Source organism: Methanospirillum hungatei JF-1 (assembly GCF_000013445.1).
Classification (GTDB): Archaea; Halobacteriota; Methanomicrobia; order Methanomicrobiales; family Methanospirillaceae; genus Methanospirillum; species Methanospirillum hungatei.
In genome coordinates, this window is record NC_007796.1 from 1,044,597 (window position 1) to 1,069,680 (window position 25,084).

The 25,084-nt window shown below is 42.0% G+C and carries 16 protein-coding genes and 1 other RNA gene; 12 read left to right on the top strand and 5 right to left on the bottom strand.

Translation table 11 applies throughout. From position 1 onward, the window contains the following. Positions 1–403: 403 nt before the first annotated feature. From MHUN_RS04925 to MHUN_RS04965, 9 genes are all read left to right on the top strand, one after another. Positions 404–1,264: a coiled-coil protein gene (locus tag MHUN_RS04925; RefSeq protein WP_011447972.1), complete on the top strand. Its 861-nt coding sequence runs from the start codon at positions 404–406 to the stop codon at positions 1,262–1,264. A gap of 59 nt (positions 1,265–1,323) precedes the next feature. Continuing rightward, on the top strand, positions 1,324–2,442 hold the full coding sequence (locus MHUN_RS04930; RefSeq protein ID WP_011447973.1) for a DUF373 family protein: 1,119 nt from the start codon (positions 1,324–1,326) through the stop codon (positions 2,440–2,442). A 98-nt stretch (positions 2,443–2,540) separates the two neighbouring features. Next, complete coding sequence (locus MHUN_RS04935) at positions 2,541–3,743, top strand: PKD domain-containing protein (protein ID WP_011447974.1); 1,203 nt, start codon at positions 2,541–2,543, stop codon at positions 3,741–3,743. Positions 3,744–3,801: 58 nt separating this feature from the next. Further along, a complete protein-coding gene (locus MHUN_RS04940; RefSeq protein ID WP_011447975.1) occupies positions 3,802–4,998 on the top strand; it encodes a hypothetical protein in 1,197 nt (398 codons plus the stop codon). Between the two features lie 186 nt (positions 4,999–5,184). After that, entirely contained in the window at positions 5,185–7,308 is a 2,124-nt protein-coding gene (locus tag MHUN_RS17230) for a S8 family serine peptidase (protein WP_158498162.1), read from the top strand. Positions 7,309–7,898: 590 nt separating this feature from the next. Continuing rightward, a complete protein-coding gene (locus tag MHUN_RS04950; RefSeq protein ID WP_143709361.1) occupies positions 7,899–8,885 on the top strand; it encodes a hypothetical protein in 987 nt (328 codons plus the stop codon). Positions 8,886–9,054: 169 nt separating this feature from the next. Next, entirely contained in the window at positions 9,055–12,333 is a 3,279-nt protein-coding gene (locus MHUN_RS17235) for a NosD domain-containing protein (protein WP_158498163.1), read from the top strand. A gap of 50 nt (positions 12,334–12,383) precedes the next feature. Continuing rightward, the gene (locus MHUN_RS04960; RefSeq protein ID WP_011447979.1) at positions 12,384–13,133 is read left to right on the top strand and encodes a hypothetical protein; all 750 of its coding nucleotides are present in this window, start codon (positions 12,384–12,386) and stop codon (positions 13,131–13,133) included. A gap of 205 nt (positions 13,134–13,338) precedes the next feature. Further along, positions 13,339–17,337 (top strand): methyl-accepting chemotaxis protein, encoded by a 3,999-nt coding sequence (locus MHUN_RS04965; protein WP_011447980.1) that lies wholly within the window; start codon positions 13,339–13,341, stop codon positions 17,335–17,337. Positions 17,338–17,339: 2 nt separating this feature from the next. On the opposite strand, the gene MHUN_RS04970 is transcribed toward MHUN_RS04965, so the two are convergent. Further along, positions 17,340–17,891: a CheB methylesterase domain-containing protein gene (locus MHUN_RS04970; RefSeq protein ID WP_011447981.1), complete on the bottom strand. Its 552-nt coding sequence runs from the start codon at positions 17,889–17,891 to the stop codon at positions 17,340–17,342. 13 nt (positions 17,892–17,904) lie between these two features. Then, positions 17,905–18,312, bottom strand: a complete 408-nt coding sequence (locus tag MHUN_RS04975; RefSeq protein ID WP_011447982.1) for a response regulator — start codon at positions 18,310–18,312, stop codon at positions 17,905–17,907. A gap of 197 nt (positions 18,313–18,509) precedes the next feature. Here MHUN_RS04975 and MHUN_RS04980 point away from each other — a divergent pair, with 197 nt between their 5' ends. Together MHUN_RS04980 and MHUN_RS04985 are read left to right on the top strand one after the other, a co-directional pair. Further along, the gene (locus tag MHUN_RS04980) at positions 18,510–19,853 is read left to right on the top strand and encodes a small ribosomal subunit Rsm22 family protein (RefSeq protein WP_011447983.1); all 1,344 of its coding nucleotides are present in this window, start codon (positions 18,510–18,512) and stop codon (positions 19,851–19,853) included. 57 nt (positions 19,854–19,910) lie between these two features. Further along, entirely contained in the window at positions 19,911–21,818 is a 1,908-nt protein-coding gene (locus MHUN_RS04985; RefSeq protein WP_011447984.1) for a tetratricopeptide repeat protein, read from the top strand. Between the two features lie 9 nt (positions 21,819–21,827). On the opposite strand, the gene MHUN_RS04990 is transcribed toward MHUN_RS04985, so the two are convergent. After that, positions 21,828–23,054 carry an adenosylhomocysteinase gene (locus MHUN_RS04990; protein ID WP_011447985.1) on the bottom strand — a complete coding sequence of 409 codons (1,227 nt, stop codon included), beginning with the start codon at positions 23,052–23,054 and terminating at the stop codon, positions 21,828–21,830. 113 nt (positions 23,055–23,167) lie between these two features. Here MHUN_RS04990 and hisF point away from each other — a divergent pair, with 113 nt between their 5' ends. Next, the gene (hisF, locus tag MHUN_RS04995) at positions 23,168–23,983 is read left to right on the top strand and encodes an imidazole glycerol phosphate synthase subunit HisF (protein ID WP_011447986.1); all 816 of its coding nucleotides are present in this window, start codon (positions 23,168–23,170) and stop codon (positions 23,981–23,983) included. Position 23,984: 1 nt separating this feature from the next. Here hisF and MHUN_RS05000 read toward each other — a convergent pair whose 3' ends face one another. Continuing rightward, on the bottom strand, positions 23,985–24,725 hold the full coding sequence (locus MHUN_RS05000; RefSeq protein WP_011447987.1) for a SagB/ThcOx family dehydrogenase: 741 nt from the start codon (positions 24,723–24,725) through the stop codon (positions 23,985–23,987). 48 nt (positions 24,726–24,773) lie between these two features. Further along, an RNA gene (rnpB, locus tag MHUN_RS17990) (RNase P RNA component) lies at positions 24,774–25,072 on the bottom strand. Positions 25,073–25,084: the final 12 nt, after the last annotated feature.

Genomic DNA, 25,084 nt, shown 5'->3' on the forward strand with positions numbered 1-25,084 from the left:
TATTTGTACATAAGAAGATGTCTATTCCATCTATCAGAATAGGAAATATCAGGAGACATTAATTATAAAAATGATGTTGTCTTCTTAATAGTAGAAGGTCACACAGGATCCCTTCGCGATTTTATGAACGATGGGTCTCTTGTTTCGGAGCCTTTTGGTATTGGGAGTCGAACATACGTGGATCGTGTAGCGAACAAGAACTGTAGTCGAACAGATGAATGTTATACCACTCATTTCGGGTGGCAGGCATTCCTGACGGGAATCCTGAAGCGTTATCTATCTCTGATTCTGCCCGTTTTCACACGTCCTTTTGTACATACTACGTATTGCTCTTACGTATGTCCCATCTCTCGCACCGGTAGGGGATACCAGACGTGCCTTTTAATGCGAGGATTGGTTAACGATGTTGAATGAACTGATTGATAAAAGAAAAGTTACTATCTCGGGATCTGAAGATCACAAGACAAAAAGAAATGAGTACAATGCTCAGGCCAGCCAGTATGCCAGAGAGCGGAATACTCTGAACAATCAGACCCGTGAATGTGTTGAAGAAGCACAAAAGCACAAGGAACTCCGGGATCAGTTCAATAAGGAAGTTCAGGAACTTAAGGATAAGAGAAACGAGCTCAATGAACAGGCAAATGTCCTCTTTGGAGAGATCGATGCTTTCAAAAAGGAACATGGCGGTATAAAAAGCCGGAGTATCAAAGAACTTCACAAGCAGATTGAACACCTTGAGTTCAGACAACAAACCGAAGTGTTCACGACTGAAAAAGAACGTGAACTCATTGAAAAGATCAAAGCCCTGAAGGAACAGCTTCGTGAGCAGGAAGCTGAAATCGAACAGAATAAAGAGATCAGGGAAAAGATAACGCTTGCAAAGGAGCTCCGTCGTCAGGCATCTGAGATCCATGACCATGTTACTCAGCTGGCAGAAGATGCCCAGAAACACCATGACCTCATGGTAGAGTGTTACCGGAAGGCAGATTTATCCCGTGAAAAGGCTGATGAAGCACATAAGAAATTTGTCGAGGCACAGGAAGCTGCCGACAATGAACACAAACTCTTCATCGCCTGCCAGAAGGAACTCCGCGATTATGACAAGGTTATTGGCGGACTTCGAAAGAAGAACAAAAAGGTCAAGACCACAAAAGAGCAGAAAGAAGTCAGAAAGGAAGCAGAACAAATCTTTTCACAGTTTAAGGCAGGAGAAAAGCTCACCACAGAAGACCTGCTTCTTCTTCAGCGTTCAAGACTTTTATAATCCCTTTTTTTCGTTTTTGCAAAGAAGTCATTTATAGAGATGCAACCAATATCTTGGTAATGGGTTTCATCAGAACATTAGTCCTCAATATCGACCGCGATGATGATATTGGGTTTAAAGCTTCCGTTGAAAGTCCGGTAATAGGCAGAGAGGCCTGCCTTGATGCCGCTATACGCCTTGCCCTTTCAGACCCTGAGGATTCAGATCTGAACGCAATATTCCAGGCAATCTCCACGTATGACAAACTCATTGCTGATGGAGAGGAAGCAGAAGTTGCGGTTATCGGGGGAAACCATTTCAGGTTTATTGAAGGTGACCGCAAGATAGCCCGGTTACTTGATGATGTGATTTCGCAGACCGGATGTAATCAATGCATTCTTGTCACCGACGGGGGTGAAGACGAATATATACTTCCCATCATTCAGGGAAAAATTTCAGTCACATCAATACAGCGGGTGGTAGTTTCGCAGATGCCAAACCTTGAAGGCACATATTATATCATTAAAAAACTTATCAGCGATCCAAAAATATCAAAAATTGTTCTGGTGCTCCCAGGACTTACGCTCCTCCTTTATGCAATCAGCTATGCAGTAAACAGACCGGAGATCGCAACTATAGTAATTGCCGGGTGTGTCGGGGGGTATTTACTCTATAAAGGATTTTCATTGGATGAGGTTGTCAGAAGCGAAGTAATTGATCTTAGATCCACACTCTACCGTGGGAGATTTTCCTTTGTTACCTATATCGGGGGGTTAATTTTTGCGATCATAGGAGTGATGGAAGGGACATCAGCACTTACCAATTACTGGGACGGGAGTGGAATATTCCCGATGGCCATCATCTTTTTATGGGGAGCAGTCGCCTGGTTTACCCTTGCAGCAATAACTACCTCACTTGGATCAATTATTGACAGTTTCCTCTATGAACGAGAGAGTCTCTCACGCGCAGTAATTTTTTCCTATTTCATAAGTGCAATCGGAGTACTTGCCTTTGGAGGGATGAGTTATACCCTTTCAAACCTGAATCTCTCTCAATTTCCAATAACACAGGATCTTGGTATAACATACATAATTCAAGGTGCAATTGGCGGACTTGTCTGTGCATTCGTCGGAATCATTCTCCAGCATTTTATATCCATGTGGGCAATGAATGAAAATGAGACTATTTCACAGGCATAATCATTTTCATTTAAAATATTCCGGTCAGTAGCTCAAGAGACATCTATAAATTCTCATCCGTCTCTTTTGACCATATCAGATCTCATGGAGGGCTGATTATGGGGAATATAAATAATTGTCTTAAAATTCTTATTCTCTTTCTTGTCGTAACCGGACTCTTCTGCGTGCAGGTATCTGCTATTACAGCTGATGCCCGGATAGGACCACTCAAGGGAACTGCACCATTGAATGTTATGTTTACCGATGCATCAGTAGGAAAACCAATTGAATGGCATTGGGATTTTGGTGACGGATATACCGGTGACGGACCACGGACCATGCATACCTACATGACTCCAGGTACATATACCGTGACCCTCCTTGTCCTGGATGCACAGGGAGGATCAGACACTGCTACATTTAATCAGGCAATTTCGGTTACTGCCAATCCGTTCATGCCGGTTATGCCAATGAGTCTCCCTTCCTTCTCTGCTGATTTTACCGGAGGCCCTCAATCAGGACCGGCACCACTTGCAGTCTCTTTTGCAGACCTCTCGAAAGGTGAGCCAAAGACCTGGGTATGGGATTTCGGAGATGGTACAACATCTATTGATCAAAATCCAGTTCATATTTACTCAACACCGGGAACATACACTGTCACATTAAAAATTGCAAAGGATTCAAGCACAGGAATGAAGGAAAGGAAAAATTACATATCTGTGACTCCGGGGACAGGCATTCCTGATCAGCAGGTTGTAAGTTCCTCATCAGCATCTTCCTCAACGGAGGGGGAGCCAGGACAAAGTATGAGTACACCAGAAAATGCACCATCTGAATATGCATTCATGGTGGAACCGACACCAGAGGAGGGATATTCCTGTCAGTCAGATCTATCTCTGGTTACTGAATCAGAGACCATCAGGTCTGGTGAGGACTTTATGATCACCGTCAATGGTAATCCTCTGGAAAAAGTATACTTCTGGATATCCATGAAAGAAGGGAATACTTCAGAAGAAATGAATCCTCCTGTCATTTTGGATAATGAAATGGTCTTTGATAAACCAGAGGGTCCTTTCTCGATTGGTCAATATGTTCCTGATAAAAATACAGGAGCCTCAATAACTGAGTTAATTGTCGATAATGAATCTGCTTATGCAACAGGACTATACGGACTGGTGGCACTTGATAAAAATGGTGAACATGTCATTATGATCCAGGCAAAAGAGACATCTCCAGGAGTATATATCGCAAATGCGATTACTGGAGAGCCTGGAAAAGAGGGAGGATGTATATCTCAATTGCAGGTAAAGATCCTGCCATAATACATTTTAAGCTGGCACAATAATATTCATGACTTGCACACTCAAGAGGTGATTTTCTATGAAAAAAATACGATTTATTCAAATCCTTGGAGTAATTTTCTGTATTCTTCTTATTACTGTCGGATTTTGTGCTGCATTCTCCATGTCATCAGGAGTCTCTTCCACAAGTTCATCAGGTGGGTTTTCATCAAGCAGTAGTTCAAGTAATCTTGGGTTTAGTACATCTACTCTTGTAATGACAGGAGGAACGCCCTCAAAACCGGCAACATCTCCTACTCCTGCCGGAGGGCCTGGTACTATCCCACCGAATGAGGTAATCCCTCCACAATGGCAGCCGGGAACTCGATCTGGAACATTTTTTGATCCCGTAACACAGACCAGCTGGTTCTTTGACAATGTCCTTCAGAAATTTTATACACCGACGTATGGGTGGTTTTTAGTCACCCAATTTACGAAAGAAGGAAAAGTGTATGCCCAATTTTATTATGATCCAAAATCAGGCGTCTTCAGGGAGATGAAATCCGGAGCAACTATCATGAGCACGGCTGGTACATCTCAGCCCTCAGGTTCAACCGGGCAGCAAGGTCAGCAGGCGGGCCCGTCGCAGCCTTCAGGGCAGACACCTTCTCCATATACCGGTGCTTCTCCAATTGTTGCAGCAACTACTCCTTCATCAGGTACCCCTTCATCTAACACCCATCCATGCAGAATTGTATGTACCTCCTGTACTTCAGGATTCTGTGATGATTGTAATCAGAATGGAGTATGCGATGATACAGAATCATCAGGAAAACCCGTTATTACCGCATCTAAACCTCAAACACAGACTGGTGGAGTGAGTGAGGAGCCACAACAGCCTATCCAGATAAATCTGCCAGTTACCCCAGGGGTGACACCAGGAATATCGGCTGAGGGTGGTCTGAGTGAAGATCCGCAATCGACTATTTATTATATGGTTGCTCTTCCGTTAAGTGGCGTTCGCCCGATTGTGGCCTGTGACCCATTCCAGGAATGTGAATATTGTCTTGATATTGATGATGATGGCGCATGCACACTTCTGGATTATGCAATCATCCAATGCAAAGAGAAATGGGGGCTTGATTACATGGGAAGCAGAGATAATATCTGTGATACAGATATTCTGTTAATCATGGATTGCTCTGAACCATCCGGATGTACAGTAGCAGAATTCTGCAGAGATGCAGATGGTGATGGTTTCTGTGATGAAGAATCAGAACCTGAAGACCTACTATAAAATCTCTTTTTGCAACTCTCTTCTCAAAACATCACAAACTCATTTTCACGAGTATTTATTACCACGTACATGAATGATGAATACATGGATATGATGGCTCGGTTTATATCAGTAAACAGAGATAAAACATACACAATTCGGTTCACGGTATTTTTAAAATTGTTTTTCGTTTTTTGTATAGGGCTCATGATTATTGAACCAGTGTTTGGTGCTGGTCAGGCACACACCATAGGAGATGTAATTCTCAAGACCGATCAATTGAGAAATCTAACCGGAGCAGATGGGTCAGGTATTGGAATAGGAATTATTTCAAATGGTGCAGCAGGACTCATACAGGCCCAGGAATCTGGAGACCTTCCTCAAAATGTCATAGTTCTCATGAATGGGCGGGGAAGCGAAGGAACAGCGATGATGGAGATCATTCATGATATTGCCCCTGGTGCACCTCTATTATATCATGATTTTGGTGGAGGGGCGCAAAATGACTTTATCTATGCTATAGAATCCCTCATAGATGCGGGTGCCAGGATAATTGTTGATGATGTCGGATTTTTGCAGGTACCATATTTTGAGGATGGATATACTGCACAGAATTTAAACCGGATACTTGATGAGCACCCTGAAGTGATTCTCGTGAGTGCTGCAGGTAATAATGCAGAAATTCATTACCAGGCAAAATTTTCTGATGATGGGTCTGGGTATCACTCATTTGACGGGATGAGGGGCATTCCTATCGCCATTCAGCCGGGAGGGATGTTTTCCGCATTTTTACAATGGGACGATATGTATGGTAATTCTGCAAACGATTATAATCTCTATCTTGAAGAGAATGGGGAACTGATTGCACTCAGTGAACGAATTCAGGATGGGAGCACTCTTCCGGAAGAAAAATTTACCTATATCAATGATGGGAAAAGCCTTGTTCAGGCTGAGCTCAGGATAAAAAAAGAAAACCCTTCTGTTGAAGATAAAAATATAGAACTTTTCATAAACGCCCAGAAAGATAAAGTATACATCACCAGACAACATCTGGTTATCGAGGATTCCATTATCGGACAGGCAGCGGTTCCAAGAGTATTATCAGTAGCTGCGATATCACCTGAAAAAGTCAATTCAATTGAGCGATATTCTTCCCAGGGATTTGTAACCATTTCATATCCGGAGAGTACGGTCAGACAAAAACCGGACATTACCGGAATCAATAATGTTGCTGTTTCCGGTGCAGGGGGATTCCCTAAAAAATTCCCAGGAACGAGTGCTGCAGCACCTCATATTGCAGGACTTCTTGCTCTTGAATGGAGTCTGTTTCCTTCCATACCGGCAGATGATATGAGAAATGCTCTGCTCTCAACAGCCCTTGAACTTGGTGAACCTGGCTGGGATCCGGCTTTCGGATATGGTCTGCCTGATGCCATCAAAATGTATGAAAAATTACAGGGATTAAAACCAGATAATCCTCTTGATTCATCATTGGCTCAAAAACCGGTTAAATCCATACAATCCAAGATGGAACCCCCGGTTATGCTCTCCGGATCAGGAGAGATAACAGGACCCGTCATTATCACTTCACCAGGAACGTATACACTTGGGAAGGATATCGTGCACTCTGCCGGTTCAATCATAACGATTATGTCTTCTGATGTTACCATCCAGGGTGGGGGAAAAAGAATTGAGGGATTAAGTGTCCAGTTCATCGATAATACCCCGATAGATCAGAATGCCATCCTCATCCAGTCCCCGGATTCAGGAAAACTGAAAAATGTAGTTATCAGAGATATGGTGATTGAGGGGACGACGAATGCCATCATTGGAAAAAAACTGGAGAAACTTCATATTGATGGATGTACCCTGTCACACAACGCTATTGGTATTGGTCTGTATGGATCAGATAATGGACTCATCGAGAACTGCCTGCTCTCCGGCAACTCATATAAGGGACTTGCTATCAAAGATGGTTCTTCTGACAATCTGGTAAAAGGAAACACAATTGAGAAAAACCTCTACGGGATTGATACAATCGGCAGCGTGAACACCATTCTTGAAGACAATATTATCCGTGATAACCGTAGAGAGGATATTTATACGCCAAAAGAGCAGGCACCTGATATCATTCCCACAGTAACCCCCACCGGGATCGTCCCCTGTCCAGATGCAAATTATGATGGAATTTGTGATGATCCAAATGGAACTCCCCAGCCTACAAAAGCACCGACAACTTCCTCTGTTCCATTTTCATATTCAGAGGAAATTTCAATGACAACCATCTATACTTACCCGACTCCACACCCAACTAGCTGTTGGCATTGCTAAATCTCTTAAATTTAATTTTTAATTTTTATCAGAAGAAAAATAGAGAGCAATCCTCCAAACCTTCATTACCACAGCGTCTCATATAACAGGATCACGATGTGGTGTAAATGAAAATAATAAATATCTTTTTAGTTATGATTGCAATTGTTTGCTTAATTGGAACAATAAACCAGATACAGGCAGAAGAAACGGGTCCCAAACTAATGAAGACCACTCCTTCAGGCACGAATGTCCCTTTCCAGGATTCAGTTTTTTCTCTCTCCAACATTGTTCCACCAATCAAATATTCGATGGAAATAACATTTCAAAAATTTCTGACAGACAGAAAAGCTGTCGTTATTCCAGTTCCAATTTCCTTCGGTCCATTTGGAGTAAACAGGGTAGAAATTATCGTTCCTAACCATTGGAAAAAGGGGATCAGAGTAGGGACTTTTTATGATCAACTACTGGGCATCACCTGGATTTATGACCGAAATCTACAAACCTGCTTTTCTCCAGAAAAGGGATGGGTTCTGGTGACGGAGTATTCAACGGAGAGGATACCTCTCGCGCAATACTATTTTGATCTGGATAATAGGATCCTTTTTGATATGTATACCGGGCTGCCGCTGACCGGAGGGCCTCCTCTTAGTACTCCTCAATCTGCAGAGACACCCATGCAGGTTGCTACAGAACCAGAAATCAGCAATTTGTCAGATGAGAGTACCACTGGAGCATTTCCCCAGACCGATCAATGTATTACTCAATGCTCTACCTGTTCTTCGGGATTTTGTCATGATTGTAATGGCAATGGTATTTGTGACGAAAACGAAGAAATAACACTTATATCACAACCAACACAGACTCAGACCCTTCCCACACCCATGATAACACAGGAACCAGTTCAAACACCTGCTTATACGCCAAAACCTACTCAAAGTTCACAAGTCATTACCGGTCAGACACAAGTTCCTGTGCAGACTCCCTTTGTGACAATCACAAAAACACCAACCATAACACCAACTCAAACCCTTCTGCCGATAAGTGAACAACCACAGGTACCTATACAACCAACGCAACCACCGCAACCAGGTCCGACAGAATCAGGAATCAGTGAGCAGCCGCAATCTCCTATTCAAATCAGTCTTATTCCGGATATTTTCGATGAGGACGCATCAGAAAAGCCAGATGAAAGTGATAGTTTCAGCGAAACTCCTCAGAGTACGATCCTCTATTATCAGTTACCAAAAGGAAAAGGGCCGTTTAAAGTCATTGATTGTCTTCCTGGTGAGGATTGCGTATATTGCATTGATGAAAATGAAAATCAGATCTGTGACATATCAGAATGTTATCTCATTATCTGCAATAATCCGGATGAATGTAATTATTGCATTGACTGCGATCGTAATCTGGTGTGTGATCTGGATAAGATGATTATCAGGAATTGCTATCCAGATGAGCAATGTGAAGAGATAGATTACTGTGTTGACAAAAACCAGAATTTCAGATGTGATTCGGATGAGAGTATTGAAGAGGAAGAGGAAAATTTTGATAATTATCCACTTATATCAGACTGGGGTTCAATAACCTGGTATTAACGTATCATTTATTTTTCAACGATGCAGATAAACTCTCAAATAGTACAGCTTAGAACAATAATTTCTTTAGGAACGGTGGACTATGACAAAAAATGTGAAAAAAAAATCTAATAATAACAAAATTTTTGCAGGTATTTTTTTTGTTTTATTCTTTTCTCTCTTATGCAACTTGGTAACAGCTGCTGGATCGGCCCATACAGAAGGCGATTATGTATTGAAAACGGATCAACTGAGAAATCTGACGAATGCTGATGGAGCTGGAGTAATTGTCGGTGTAGTATCGAGTGGAGTAAAAGGTTTAGCAGATGCTCAAAGATCAGGTGACTTACCCGATAGCCTCGTAATATTAAAAGAAGGCAAAAAAGCTGAAGGAACTGCAATGATGGAGATTATCCACGATATTGCTCCCGGAGCCACTCTTCTCTATCATGATTTTGGAGGAGGGAGAGAAGAGAAATTTATTGAAGCTTTTCAAAACCTCATAAATGCCGGCGCAACAATCATTGTAGAAGATGTGTTTAATTATGAAGTCCCGTATTTTGAAGATGGAACAATAGCACAGGAAATATCCAAAATTATAGATGAAAATCCTGATCTCCTGATTATTAGTTCAGCTGGGAATACTGCCAATAACCATTATCAGGCAGTTTTCTCTGATGGTGGTGAAGGATATCATTCATTTAATGGCTCCACCGGAATTCCTCTTGAAATTCAGCCTGGTGGGAGAGTGAAACTCCATTTACAATGGGATGATCCCTATACGGCAGCATCAAATGACTTTGATCTCTTCATTCATGATCTGCAGAGCGACTCAGATGTTGCTATCGGAAATAAGGTGCAGACCGGAGAAGAGAAACCCTACGAAAAAATCGATTATCAGAATGTTGGAGATAAAGTTCAAAAAGCCGAGGTTCGGATCCGGGCAAAAGAAGGCAAAGGACAGGGATCACACCTTGAACTCTTACTCGAAACTGATGCTACACGAGTTGTAGTCGGAAAAGAATATCTGACTCCTAATGATTCAATCATCGGTTGGGCGGCTCTTCCCAATGTGATTTCAGTTGCTGCCCTTTCCGCAGAAAATCAGAAAATTCAGGATTTTTCATCTCAGGGTACTGTCACAATTGCCTATCCGGTCCCTGATGTCAGGGAAAAACCAGAAATTACAGGTGTTGACGGAGTCAGTGTTACAGGGGCTGGTGATTTTCCAACACCATTCACAGGCACAAGCGCTGCTGCACCGCACATTGCAGGATTGCTTGCATTAGTAAAAAGTCTGTATCCGACAGTCCCAAATACTGAACTGCGTGATGCACTCCTGAATAGTGCCACCGATTTGGGAACCCCCGGATGGGATGCCATTTATGGATATGGCCTTGCTGATGCTCTCTCACTTCATGCCTATCTTCAGGAAGCAGGAAGGACCCCTGAAGTACCAGGCACAAATCAGACACCAGTAATTCCTGATATCATTATACCTTCTGAACAACTTCCTCCAAACGAATTTATCCTCACTGAACCGGCCGTTCTCTCAAAACCCGGATCATATATCCTGGGTGATGACATCATCGACTTTTCTGAAACCATTCTGACAATTACCGGTTCAGATATTAATATTGATGGAAATGGTCACTCAATATCAGGCATATCAATCCGGTTTGGAACCGAAGCTCCGGTCTTACAAACAGGGATACTCATTTGGTCTCCTGAAAACAAACCGGTTTCAAATATTTCAATCAGAAATCTGAATGTTACCGGAACATATGCAGGAATTTCAGCGAAAGGAGTTCAAAACCTTCTTATTGACTCATGTGGTCTACTCTATAATAACAGAGGGATTGATCTTTCAAATACCAGGAATATCCGGATACAAAAATCTGTCACCATAGGAAATGGATATGCCGGAATTCATGCAGATGCCAGTTCTACTGATCTATCTATTGAAGATAACCAGATTACTAAGAATCTATATGGTATCGTACTGGATGGTTCATCCCTTTCCATGGTGAACAAAAATCTGGTAACTGATAATTATTATGATGGCATTAAACTGGATCATGGCGTGAATCTTGTTCAGGTTGATAATAATTTCTGTGCAGGAAATAAGAATGGAGGAATCACCCTATTATCCGGACATAAAAACGCTATCACAAATAATACCTGTCAGATGAATAATCCGTCTGGCATTTTGCTTTCAGAATGTTCTGAAAACACTATTTCCGGAAACCGTCTGGTACGAAATGTCAGAGGATTGAATGCATACTATTCAGACAATAATATTATAACCTATAATGAAATCGTCGGAAATGATGCAACGGGCATCATGCTCCAACCTTCAGGCCATAACAGCATTTCAGATAACCGGATTATTGCGAATTTTGCAGAAGGGATTCTGATTACCAATGCAGTGGGTTCAGATCAGATCAACCGGATTGTAAACAACTATCTTGAAAACTTCCAGAATGTTCGCATCCAGGAGGGAGGAAGACCCAATTATCAATGGAATGATCCTATGACAACAGCGACGAACATTATCGGAGGTCCGGTAAAAGGCGGTAATGTCTGGTCTCTACCAGATGGGAAAGGATATTCCCAGACTTGTCAGGACAAAAATGCGGATGGTATATGCGATCTTCCCTTTACGGTCTTTTCTGGAAATATTGATGGACTGCCCTTGAAGTATACCGGTGAGTCTTTGTCCCCGGCTGTCCTTTCAGAACTGGGCCCTCTTCCTGAACCAAAAACTGCTGAAGATTTTGTAACTAGAGGGAAAATCCTGATGGGCAGTAGCGATTATACGGGAGCCATTGCTGCATATGAACAGGCAATTGCACTTTCCCCGACTAACTATCAGGCCTGGCGGGATAAGGCTCTCTGTCTGAAGGAACTCAAACAGTATGATGAAGCGATGCAGGCTTTGAATACCATCCTACCCATTTATAAAGAAAAACCGGAACTCTGGTCTACTGCAGGAGATATCCTTTTAGTGGATATGCAAAAATATGCTGAATCGATTCCATTTTTTGAAAAAGCCATATCACTGGACAGCGAGGATACTCATTCACTAATTAACCTGGCATTTGCCTATGATAAAACAGGAAATCCGGACCGTGCATTAGAACTATACCGTCAGGCATTAGACATTAACCCCTCACTCACTGATGCATGGAATAAAGCAGGCAATATTCTCACTCGCGCAGGACAATTTGAGGATGCTGTGAGAATGTACGACAAAGGGCTTTCCATTGACCCGGGAAATGCATTTATTCTTAACAATAAGGGTTATTCGTTATTTTTAGCTGGAAAATACCCTGAAGCTATAGAATCCCTTGAGAAAGCTGTTATCTTAGATCCCAAATATAAATCAGCCTGGAAAAATTTGGGGGACGTATTCAAAGCTATGGGCAATATAGCCGAATCAGAACGAGCATATGCTAATGCTGCCTGATTGATCAGCTATCCATAATACTTTTTTACATGAAGTGCTGATTTCAATACATGAAGCGGACTACCGTTTTCATGGTTAGTGTTTGTATCATGGTTCTCTCTCTGGTAGCGACTGGATCAGCATGGTATTCATCCAGCTATTCTTCTCAATATCAGGCATCATCAGGATGTGCATGGGATCCATGGTTCGGAACACAATGTGGATACTCTCAAAGCTACAGTCAGCAGTCGAGCACCTCATATGGGGGATATTATCCATGGGGAGGAGGATGGGGAGGCAGTTATTACAGTTCCTACTCTTCATGGGACTTTGGAAGCTGGGGATTCTGGGCAAATGGGACACAGATTGAGGATGTCACCGGAGTATGGGATACAGATCTTCTCGGGGAAATGAATCTGAAACTGACCGGTGATGATATCATCCGTGGTTCATACATGAATGGTGAAAACCAGGGATACATCCAGGGTAATTTCAGCTACTCAAATGAGACATTACCGACCATGGATGGTATCTGGTGGGAAGAGCCAACATACCAGCCCCCGTATTCAGCAGGTGTAATTGAGATTACCTTCCTGAACTCAACAGCACTTGAAGGTATATTCTCTTACTCTGACGGAACATGGGGACCGTTCACCGGAACTAAGGTCAGTGGCAACCTTACCGAAGAGACCGAGGCAATGCTTCTTGATATGCCAGAAGTGAACTGGACCCTTAATTACGATGAGCAGAAAGATTATCTTGTCAGCAATCCACCGGAAGAGAACCCGGTGATGCAGCCTGGCGAGGAATCTACTGTTTAAACATTCTCCTTTTTTGTTCATTTATTATTTTGAAATACTCAATCTTTATCTGGCCTATTTATCTGCCAGATAGAATTGCGTTTAGAATTATCGTTTCGAATTACTATTCGTTACACTGGTAAGATATTCGTACGGTTACCATTGTAATATAAATATAATGATAACGTAAACTCTCCAATACTCACACAATTGATGGGTGAATAAAATGGGAAGGCAGGGAACTGATGATTACCTGGATACAACCGGATATGGTCAACTCCAGTCTGAAATAAAAAAGGTTATAGAATTTCATAAATCCGGTTTATCTGATACCAGGATAGATACAAGCAGGATGTCAGATGAAGAACAAGGCGTAGGATCTCTCTTTAATGAAATATTAGATCAATATCAACATTTTTTTTCAATCATACGGGATTCATTAGGATCAATTCAGAAAGGTGATTTTCATACAGAAGTATCAAAGCTACCTGGAAAATTTGCGGATATTACTGATACGATTGACAGCATTCGCTCCAGCCTGTTAATGCTTGAAAAAGATATCATCAGGTTCTCCAATTCATTTGAACAGGGTGATCTGACACTCAGAATTGATACAACAAAATACCGGGGGGGGTTTACTGATATTGTAGAGCACCTGGATCAGGGTATTGAGGCGATCAATGTGCCAATACGGCTGGTCTCTCTTGGGATTTCTGATTTTGCCGAGGGAAAAATCCCAGATATCAATGATGAAAATCAGTTCAAAGGAGATTTCAGAAGATTAATTCAGAATTTAAATCAGATTGTTCATGTCTCCAAAATGCGAGGAGAAGATATAAAGACTCTGATCAGATCAGCTGAAGAAGGCATTCTGGATGCCCGGGCAGATCCTACAAAATACCCTGGATATCACGGAAATATGCTGGCAGGAATGAATAAAATCCTGGATGCGTATATAAGTCCCATCAACGTTTCTGCAGAATATATAGACAGAATTAGTAAGGGAGACATACCTCCGAAAATTACTGAGGCATACCGGGGAGATTTCAATGAGATTAAGAATAATCTCAATGCCCTTATTGATGTTGTCCACATGAGAAATTCTGATATTAACATGCTTATTCAGGCAGCCCTGGATGGAAAACTGGATTTCAGAGCAGATCCTTCAAAATACCCGGGTGAAAACGGGAAGATGATTGAAGGTATTAATAAGATGTTGGATGCATATCTGGGGCCATTGAATGTATCTGCTGAATACATCGACAGGATTAGCAAGGGAGATACTCCACCAAAGATCACTGAAGAATATCGTGGGGACTTTAACGAGATCAAAAACAACCTCAATAACCTGATTGATGTCATTCTTATGAGGACTGCTGACATTAAACTTCTTACAAATGCAGGTCTTGAAGGAAAACTTGATGTTAGGGCAGATTCCTCCAAATATACCGGTTATCATGGAAAGATGATAGAATCGATTAATAGCATGCTTGATGCATATATCGGACCAATTAACGTATCAGCTGAATATATAGACAGGATTAGCAAGGGAGATATTCCGCCAAAGATCACTGAAGAGTATCATGGAGACTTCAATGAGATTAAAAATAATCTCAACGCTCTCATTGATGTTGTCCACATGAGAAACGATGACATTAAGATGCTCATTGAGGCAGCGATACAGGGAAAACTCGATGTAAGGGCAGATTATGCGAAATATCCTGGTGAAAACGGTCGGATGATCAAGGGTATCAATGACATGCTTGATGCATATATCGGACCAATTAACGTATCAGCTGAATATATAGACAGGATTAGCAAGGGAGATATTCCGCCAAAGATCACTGAAGAGTATCATGGAGACTTCAATGAGATTAAAAATAATCTCAACGCTCTCATTGATGTTGTCCACATGAGAAACGATGACATTAAGATGCTCATTGAGGCAGCGATACAGGGAAAACTCGATGTAAGGGCAGATTATGCGAAATATCCTGGTGAAAACGGTCGGTTAATAAAGGGCATTAATGACATGCTCGATGCATATATCGGACCAATTAATGTATCAGCTGAATACATAGACAGGATTAGCAAGGGAGATATTCCGCCAAAGATCACTGAAGAGTATCATGGAGACTTCAATGAGATTAAAAATAATCTCAACGCTCTCATTGATGTTGTCCATATGAGAAACGATGACATTAAGATGCTCATTGAGGCAGCGATACAGGGAAAACTCGATGTAAGGGCAGATTATGCGAAATATCCTGGTGAAAACGGTCGGATGATCAAGGGTATCAATGATATGCTCGATGCATATATCGGACCAATTAACGTATCAGCTGAATACATAGACAGGATTAGCAAGGGAGATATTCCGCCAAAGATCACTGAAGAGTATCATGGAGACTTCAATGAGATTAAAAACAATCTCAACGCTCTCATTGATGTTATCCACATGAGAAACGATGATATTAAGATGCTCATCGAAGCTGCACTTGATGGGAAACTTGACGTCAGAGCAGATCCTTCCCGCTATCCAGGTGAAAATGGTCGGATGATCAAGGGCATTAATGACATGCTCGATGCATACATCGGACCTATTAACGTGTCAGCGGAATATATTGACCGGATTAGCAAAGGTGATACTCCTCCAAAGATCACTGAAGAGTATCGTGGCGATTTCAATGAGATTAAAAATAATCTGAATGCACTCATTGATGTCATACAGATGCGGGGGGCAGACATTCAGTTACTAACAAAGGCAGGCATGGAAGGAAAACTGGATGTTAGGGCAGATCCTTCAAAATACTCGGGCTATCATGGTAACATGATTAAAAGCCTGAACAATATGCTTGATACCTATATTGGGCCCTTAAACCTTGCAGCTGAATATATTGATCGGATTAGCAAAGGTGATCTGCCCCCAAAAATAACAGAAGAGTATCATGGGGATTTCAACGAGCTTAAAAATAACCTGAACCAGTGTATTGATGCCATCAGTCTTCTGATTGAAGATGTGAACCACCTGTCTGAATCTGCAACTGCCGGAGAATTACATACCAGGGCTGATGTGAACCGGCATCAGGGATCTTATGCAACGCTTGTGAAAGGAATTAATGAAACGCTCGATGCAGTTGTTGAACCTATTGAAGAGGCAATGAGAGTTGCGAAAGAGTATGCCCGGTGTAATCTGGCAACATCCTTTAATCCAAATCTAGTTGTTAAAGGCGAATTTGCCGATTTCAAAAATTCACTTGATAAAATCGGCACAGATATATCAAAAACTATTGAAAACCTGAATGAGGAGATTGAATCTCTCTCAAAACATTCAAACAATGCACAGTTTGGTGTTGAGGATGTCAGCAAAGGTGCTCGTGAGATAGCCCAGAATGCTGAAGAGACATCAATGAATGCTTCCAAAGCAGAAGAGGGAATTGATCAGGTCCTACGTGCTATGGCTGACCTTACCATAATGGTAAGTGATATTTCTGCAAATGCTGACGCAGTTGCAAGACTTAGCGAAGATGCAAATACGCTCGCAAAGAAGGGTACTGAATATGCAGGTGCTGCTGACAAAGGAATGGAGAGTATTACCAGATCATCTTCTGAAGTTGAGCAGATTATCGGTGCAATCAGAAGTGAGATGGATCAGATCCGTAAAATCGTCAATATCATCACCGATCTTGCAAACCAGACAAACCTTCTTGCATTAAATGCAGCTATTGAAGCAGCACGGGCAGGTGAAGCCGGCCGAGGATTTGCAGTTGTGGCTTCTGAAGTAAAAGCCCTGGCTCAGGAATCACGAACCTCAGCTGAATCAATCGCTGATATGATCATGGGTCTTGAACGAAAATCCGATAGTGCTGCCCATGCAATTGAAGCAGCAGGAAAAGCTGTCATTGAAGGGAACAGTGCATTATCAGATACCCTCAATGTTTTTACAGAACTCACAAAAGCTGTTGATGATATTAATCAGAAGATGCTGACAATTGCACAAGCAACTGAACAACAGGCAGCCTCATTTGAGGAGATCACAGCAAGTGCAAATGAGATGAGTACGCTGGTCAAACGGACTGCCGATGATGCCACCCATTCTTCAGCAACAAGTGAAGAAGCCCTGGCAGTGGTATCGCAGATTAACGGAATTATAAATCTGATTAATGAAGCAGTCAGTAATATGAGAAATGAAATGGAAGTCTTCACATTAAGAAAAACTTCCTGATTTTATTTTATTGAGATTATAAAATCGTGTATCTCTTTAGGAGATAATACACGATCAACATCAGTCAGACGGAATGCAGCCTCAGGCATACTTCTGATAGTGCAGGTATCTGGATCCTGGATAAACACCTGTGCTCCAATCTTTTTCATATACGAAAGCCCCTGCGCTCCATCACTCCCCATCCCGGATAATATGAGACCATAGAGAAAATTTCTTGGATCTGGAGTCAGGGACATCATTGTCACATCAACAGAAGGACGGACAAAATTGACTTTCTCTGACTTATCAAGTACAATTGTTTCATTATTTTTAAGGAGGAGATGATTATCGCCGGGAGTTATGAAAAGTGATCCTGGTTTTAAGACCTCTCCCCCGTTTGGTACGATGACGTTCATGGAACTCAGCTGGGAGAGCCTGCGTGCAAATCGGGATGTAGTAGATTCCGGCATATGCTGAACGATTACTATTGCCATCGGTACAGCAGGTATGCCGGTAAAGATGTCAAATATTACTCGTGGACCACCAGTTGAAGAACCAATAATGAGGATGTTCATTATATGTACCGCACTAATCCAACATGGTTATATAATCATCAACCAGCGCGATGAGGTTTTCTGGTTCAAAAGGTTTGGTAATATAATCAAAGACATATTCTTTCAGGTGGTCAAGAGAAGTATCCGGAACATCCTTTGCAGTGAACATAGAAATGATGAGGTCATGCATCAGATTCCGGTTTACAATCTCCTGAATTGTTTCCCATCCGTCAAGACCTGGCATCATTATATCCATTAAAATCACCCCTTTGAATCCTTTTTCCAGATAATCCAGACACTCTTTTCCAGAATGTGCCAGAAAAACCGGAAATGGGCGTTTTCTAAATAAAGAGTGCACAGTAAAGAGAATGTCCTCATCATCATCTACGACCATGAGACCAGATTGTGAACTTGATGATATAGGATCAATTGATGGATCCATATGAAAATTATTGTGATTCAGACTATATTATTCTGCCTTATTATTGGTTAAAAGGATTGTCAATTTAAAAAACTTCTGTAGTGCTGATTCAGGAGATGGTTAGGTAACCATGGTTTATTTAGAAAGATATAAAAAACCTGCAGTTGGTTTATTTGTTCATTCATAGAAGATCCTATCACATTAAAACTTTGATTGATATGAATTCAGATAAACCATTTACAAAATTTCATAAAAAAAATAATTACCGGATAAAGAAAAGGGACGGGGGATTACCAGAAAGCCGGCAGAAGAGTACCAAACAGGTAAAATATCAAAGAAAAATTCTGAAAATTCCTTCCCGGCTGGAACGATTAATTGAAAAATATATTGAGAATAAAACAGGTAAACCTGTGGATACTCCAGCAACACTTGAACGAATCAGACAATCTATCCTTGCTCAGAAAGCAGGATACTGGAGTAAAACCCCGCATGCAAAATATGGAAGAGGATATGATGTTTTCGCATATCTTGCCTACCAGGCTCCGTGTTATATAATTCAATTTCATTATATCATCCAGAGACTTGATAAATCCGGAGTTTTTCCAGAGAATATCAGAGTACTTGACCTTGGAACCGGTCCCGGAGTTGTTCCGCTCGCTCTCACATGGTTTATGAAAGAGAGGAAGAAAGGAACACTCACCATTGATGCCATAGAGCAGTCTGAAGAATTCATAGAGGCTTTTAAATTTCTTGTTCCTGAATTTGCATCTGAATCGCCAATAACAACTGACCTTTTACAGCATGCGGATATCAGAACATGGCAGCCGCAAAACTCTGGTACGTATACCATGATCACCTGCCAGAATGTTCTGGCTGAACTTCCTGGAGAGAGCAGCAAAGAAAAAGCGGACCTCCTGATAAAATATTGTTCATCATTGACAGATGATGGAATTTTGATTCTGGTAGAACCGGCAGAACTTAGACATTCAACTGAATTGCGTATTCTTCAAAAGAATCTGGAGAAATCAGGATTATTTCTCTATGGTCCATGCAGATATATCCATCCGGGCCCATGTGAACCGGAAACATGCTGGTCCTTTGCAGAACTTTCTGAATTAAAACCCCCACGATTGATGGAGTTGTTAAGTGAGGGTCAGGATGGGTATCGGTTTATGAATACCGATATTAAATTTTCCTATAGTATCTTCACTAAAAAACCACTTGCTCCGGTTTGTCCTGATTCATTTATTCAAGGAACCATACCGCTCGGTGAACTTGAAGATTACCTTGGAGAAACTGTTACCATTGTTGGAGCAAAGATGTCAATGGACATTGGTAACCGGGAATTTGCCATTTTTCTCATATGTGACGGATCAGGAGGAGCAAAAGTTTATCTTATTATCCCCCGCTCATTAAAGAATGAAGAGATTAAATCGGTAAAAATTGCAGATTATGGAGATATTTTAAAAATATCAGAGGTTCGTGTCAGATGGAATCCAAAAAAGGGATCATTTAATCTTGTTGCAGGTGCACGAACACGAGTTTCTGCAATGCATAAATAGATAACCGGTTAATTGTTAATGAGTATTGCAGACAAGTGTTTCAATACAGGGTGATCGATGTCAGATGAAGATCCCATAAAAATTCTGCAGGTACGCTTTGCAAAAGGAGAGATATCAGCAGAGCAGTATGAGCAGATGCTTTCTTTTCTCATCCGGGATGTTTCATCATTTAAACAGACAGAAACAAAAGAGAAACCTGATATTATTGAAACTCCTTTGGAGCAGGAAACCACTCCGACTGTAGAACCAGAAAAACCTGAGTTTGCTGATGATGCTGAAGCAGAAGAGATTGCAGTCATCGAACCTGATTCAACACTCACCGAACCTGAACGGACGACGGTAAAAGAGATCGCAACAGCAATAGCAAATGCCGAAGAACCGGTTTCTTCAGACACTGAATCATTGGGAATAGAAGTAACCGAAGAGACGGAAACTAATGAGAGTGAAGAAGTACCAGCTGGTGAAGAAGACTTTGCGGCTGGCACTGTACTTGATACCTCGATATCTGATGAGCAAATTGAAGCGATTGAAATTTCTGAAGAGATCCCAGAGGAAGTAACAGAGAAAAAGGAGAGTGCTGAGAGATTTTTATCCCAGGAGGATCTCGGAAATGTCTGTTATGTTACTGCGGTAAATCTGGTCCAGGCCGGGGAATTTGAAAAAGCATATCCCTTTATCGAAAAATCTCTGACCATTCAACCAGAACTGACATTATCTTGGCTTTATAAAGGATTCATTCATCACAACCGGAAGGAATACGAAGAAGCAATCACCTGTTTTGATAAGGTACTAGCTAAAGATCCTTTTCAAATCCGAGCTTGGCTTTTTAAGGGATACAGCCTCTTTCATCTTCATCAGGATGATAAGGCGCTTGAATGCTTTGATCGGGTTATAAAGGAAGATAGAAAACAACTGCGAGCAATTATTTATAAAGGGTACTGTTTAAAAAATCTGAAGCGTTACAAAGAAGCAGGGAATGCCTTTGATAATGCAATCCAGCTCAGTCCGAGAGATCTGAATCTTCGACTGAACAGGGGAATCTGCCTCTTTGAAGATAAGCAATTTTATGAAGCACTAAATGCTTTCGATAAAGTATTGGAACTTGATAAAAGAAATTTATCTGCATGGCTATACAAAATTCGCAGCCTTATCAGAATGGAACGGATTCAGGAAGCTTTTCAAAGTTCAGGTAAACTTTTAGAGATTCAGCCTCGCGAAGTCAGCGTATGGCTTGCACGAGCTGATCTTTTATTAAAGATGAAAAAAGTTGAAGAAGCTCTAGATGCAACAAAGAAGAGTCTTCTTCTTGATAAATGGAATCCTGACACCTGGAGTCTACGAGGATTGTGTTTTTATAAACTTGGTAAATTCAATGAGGCTTTACAATGCTATGATAATGCCTTAAAGATTAATCCAAAACACCTAGATGCGATGAAAAATAGGGCATTGTGCCTACATAAACTGAAACGTCATAGCGATGCTCTGGAATATTATGAACACGCTATCGCCGGAAATCCGCATAATATTGAAGCATGGTTCAACCGCGGACTAATCCTCCATAAAGCGAAAAATTACGACGAAGCCCTTCATTCATATGATAAAGTGATAGAACTTGATAAATTCCATGCAAAAGCATATTTCAACAAAGGTCTGATTCACCGTCAGCTCGAACAATATTTTGAAGCATTACAGGCATTTTCACAAGCCACGAGTGTTGATCCCTCATTTGCATCAGCATGGTATCACATGGGTCTGATATATACAGACCTCGTCAGACATAAAGAAGCTCTGCAATGCTATGATAAGACTCTGAAGCTAAATCCAAAACATATCGGTGCTCTCCTGAATAAAGGAGTAATTCTTGAAGATGCCGGGCTGAAAAAAGAAGCTTTTATGTGCTTTCAGAAAGCCGCAAATCTGGATACAAAAATTGCAGCTTCCATAAAAGGAAGACTTGCACACTAATTTTATTCTTCAGGTCCCGTGATCCCAGCTTCCCATATATTCTTCTTGATCTTTTGTCAGTTTGTCAATGGAAAGATTCAGGGATGCAAGTTTGTATGATGCAACCATCCTGTCAATCTCATCAGGGACCTGATGAACATCAGGCTTTAATTCAACATGATGAAGGGCAAGGTATTCGGTGCTGAGTGCCTGTAATGCAAAGGAGAGATCCATAACTTCTATTGGATGACCCATCCCTTTTGGAACTGCCAGATTCACAAGACGGCCTTCTGCGAGTAAATGGATGACTTTACCGCCGATATGATATGAATGAATACCATCGCGTTCTTCTATAGTATCTGCATGAGAAGAGAGCCAGATGCCATCGATCTCGATATTAAAGTGACCTGCATTCGATAGAATGACACCGGATTTCATGACTGTCATGTGATCACCGGTAATGACATCCCTGTTTCCGGTTGTTGTTATGAAGATATCACCAACCCGTGCAGCTTCCTGCATGGACATCACATGGAAGCCTTCCATATGTGCTTCAAGGGCCCGTCGGGGATCTATCTCGGTAACGATAACTTTTGCACCAAGTGCTGATGCTTTTCGTGCCAGACCGCGTCCGCAAAAACCAAATCCAGCTACTACGATCCATTTTCCGGCAATGAGAGAATTCGTTGTTGCCATGATTGCGGTCAGAGCACTCTCTCCTGTCCCGTGCACATTATCAAAGTAATGTTTCATTGGTGTATCATTGACTGCAATGACCGGGAAGAGGAGCTTTCCATCAGCAGCCATTGCACGCAAACGATGGATCCCGGTAGTAGTCTCCTCACATCCCCCAATTACACCAGAAAGAACATCCTGCCTTACGGTGTGAAGACGATGGATAAGATCCATCCCATCATCAATGGTAATGACTGGTTTTGCATCAAGGACAGTATCAATGGCTTGATAGTATTCATCAACCGAACATCCGCGTTTGGCATAACAGTATACATTCGGGACCTTTCCTAGAGCTTCAGCCACATCATCCTGGGTAGAGAGTGGATTACACCCGGTAATATGGACCGTTGCCCCTCCATCAGCTAGTGTCCTGACAAGGTTCGCGGTTTTTGCTTCGACATGTAAAGCCATTCCGATGACTTTACCAGCAAAGGGCTTTTCTTTTTTAAATCGATCAGAGATGGCGCTGAGTACAGGCATGTACTGCCGTGCCCATTCAATTTTTAAATTTCCAGAATCCATGGTTTCCTCGTAAGGTACGAATATTAGGAAAATTTTCCATAAGTGTTTCTCCGGTAGTATTAAATCATCTCTCCATAATCCTCTTTTAGTACAGCGAACAAGAAGCTACACCAATGACACTGACCCGGAGGATTATCCCCTGCCTGGACATCAAGGACGGAAGAGTTGTGAAAGGAACAAATTTTCTTGGCCTTCGGGATGCCGGCGATCCGGTTGAACTTGCCTGCCGGTATAATGAACAGGGTGCAGATGAAGTAGTTTTCCTTGATATTACGGCATCCAGAGAGAACAGGGGGATGATCATAGACGTCATCCAGCGGGCTGCTGATGAACTTTTCCTCCCACTGACCGTTGGTGGGGGTATCAGAACACTCGACGATGTTCAAAAAACATTGAGAGCCGGAGCTGATAAAGTTTCAATAAATACAAGCGCCGTTCAGAATCCTGCATTGATATCCGAAGCTGCTCAGGCCTTTGGAACCCAGTGTGTGGTCGTTGCCATTGATGTAAAAAGGAGAACCTCTCCTGAGCCTGGGAAGACCATGATACCTCTGCCAGACCAGAGTTCATGCTGGTACGAGGTAGTAACACACGGGGGATCACAACCGACCGGAATAGATGCTATTGCCTGGGCGAAAGAAGCTGAAAACCGTGGCGCGGGGGAAATCCTGCTTACCTCTATGGAAACCGACGGAACAAAGGAAGGTTTTGATATACCCATTACATCTGCAATTTCTGAATCAGTTGGAATACCAGTGATTGCTTCAGGCGGAGTCGGGACTTTTGATCATTTTTATGAGGGCTTTGTGTACGGAAAAGCTGATGCAGCCCTTGCAGCCAGTGTCTTTCATTATGGAGAGATGACAATTGCTGATGTTAAAGATTATTTATCGAAAAAAGGGATAGCAATTCGCCCTCATACGCAATAATTTACTCTTTTTTTCTCCCGACTGATGCCATATATATACAAAACTCTGACTCTCCGTCTATCCCCAGAATACAATTAATATCATTATCATTGTATGAGCCTATCGCACATACTCCAAGTGAAAGACCTGCGCATACCACATACAGATTCTGGCAGATATGACCAGCTTCAATGAACAGATATCTCCATCCTCTCTGTCCGAACTTCCAAATCATACGTTCAGGAACAGCGGTCCAGATGAAGGATACTGCTGATGATGCAACCAGGTTTGGATTTCTGCATATCTTTGCTACAGACTCATGATCCCCGGAATGACACTCTTCTTTGACAAGAGCATGGTCAAGGGGGAGGTACCGATATATACCTGGATCCAATCCATTTACCCGGTTTACCACAATGCGTGTTTCAAAGGGATGTAATGCACCTGCTGAAGGGACAGTCCGAAAATTTGAACCATTCTCCTTTTCCCTGACACCCTGGGTATAATGAAGGAGAATAGATAGTTCCCATTTATGTATCTCTTCCGAAGAATATACGCGAATAGACTTTCTGTCATGTAAGGCATCCCATAAGATAACGGGAGCAAGAGGGATCTCACTTGGATCTGGCAAGAGTATGATCTTCTGATTGGGTTCACATACGCCACATACACGGGTTTTCGGTTCTTCTTCTATTTGATGAGAATCTCGAAAGAGTGTTTCCTGAAGAAACCGGTGACCGGTCCACGAGGAGTCAGATTGCATGTATAGCAATAATGCGTGACAGCTACCTGAACTTTACGATAATGAGATGAGTGGGAGGAGTAAGCCCCCTTCTGTTCATTGCGGCATTCAGCTTAGCACCGAACCCGGGCAGATACCGGGTTATCTGTATGCCCTGTTTCGGTTTGCACCCGCAGGGATTCGCCGTTTCATCGGTGATGTCCGTCTTCGCTCAGCAGGAATGCATCATAACTCAGGACATTCCGTATCGTTTCTGGTCCATAGCCGTGATTCTCACCACCCCTGACAAGCAAGGCTGCGTACCCGGTTGGTGGGGGGACTTTCCTCAGCTACGAAAAATCGTTACCGTCGGCCGCACTCTCCCTCTCATATCTTAATCA

Excerpts from the sequence above, each read along its gene's own strand:
- MHUN_RS04980 (WP_011447983.1), top strand. The coding sequence starts at position 18,510 with ATGAATTCAGATAAACCATTTACAAAATTTCATAAAAAAAATAATTAC.
- hisF (WP_011447986.1), top strand. The coding sequence starts at position 23,168 with ATGACACTGACCCGGAGGATTATCCCCTGCCTGGACATCAAGGACGGA.
- MHUN_RS04930 (WP_011447973.1), top strand. The coding sequence starts at position 1,324 with ATGGGTTTCATCAGAACATTAGTCCTCAATATCGACCGCGATGATGAT.
- MHUN_RS04940 (WP_011447975.1), top strand. The coding sequence starts at position 3,802 with ATGAAAAAAATACGATTTATTCAAATCCTTGGAGTAATTTTCTGTATT.
- MHUN_RS04990 (WP_011447985.1), bottom strand. The coding sequence starts at position 23,054 with ATGGATTCTGGAAATTTAAAAATTGAATGGGCACGGCAGTACATGCCT.
- MHUN_RS04985 (WP_011447984.1), top strand. The coding sequence starts at position 19,911 with ATGTCAGATGAAGATCCCATAAAAATTCTGCAGGTACGCTTTGCAAAA.
- MHUN_RS04975 (WP_011447982.1), bottom strand. The coding sequence starts at position 18,312 with ATGGATCCATCAATTGATCCTATATCATCAAGTTCACAATCTGGTCTC.
- MHUN_RS05000 (WP_011447987.1), bottom strand. The coding sequence starts at position 24,725 with ATGCAATCTGACTCCTCGTGGACCGGTCACCGGTTTCTTCAGGAAACA.
- MHUN_RS04935 (WP_011447974.1), top strand. The coding sequence starts at position 2,541 with ATGGGGAATATAAATAATTGTCTTAAAATTCTTATTCTCTTTCTTGTC.
- MHUN_RS04960 (WP_011447979.1), top strand. The coding sequence starts at position 12,384 with ATGAAGCGGACTACCGTTTTCATGGTTAGTGTTTGTATCATGGTTCTC.
- MHUN_RS04950 (WP_143709361.1), top strand. The coding sequence starts at position 7,899 with ATGTATACCGGGCTGCCGCTGACCGGAGGGCCTCCTCTTAGTACTCCT.
- MHUN_RS17230 (WP_158498162.1), top strand. The coding sequence starts at position 5,185 with ATGATTATTGAACCAGTGTTTGGTGCTGGTCAGGCACACACCATAGGA.
- MHUN_RS04965 (WP_011447980.1), top strand. The coding sequence starts at position 13,339 with ATGGGAAGGCAGGGAACTGATGATTACCTGGATACAACCGGATATGGT.
- MHUN_RS04970 (WP_011447981.1), bottom strand. The coding sequence starts at position 17,891 with ATGAACATCCTCATTATTGGTTCTTCAACTGGTGGTCCACGAGTAATA.
- MHUN_RS04925 (WP_011447972.1), top strand. The coding sequence starts at position 404 with ATGTTGAATGAACTGATTGATAAAAGAAAAGTTACTATCTCGGGATCT.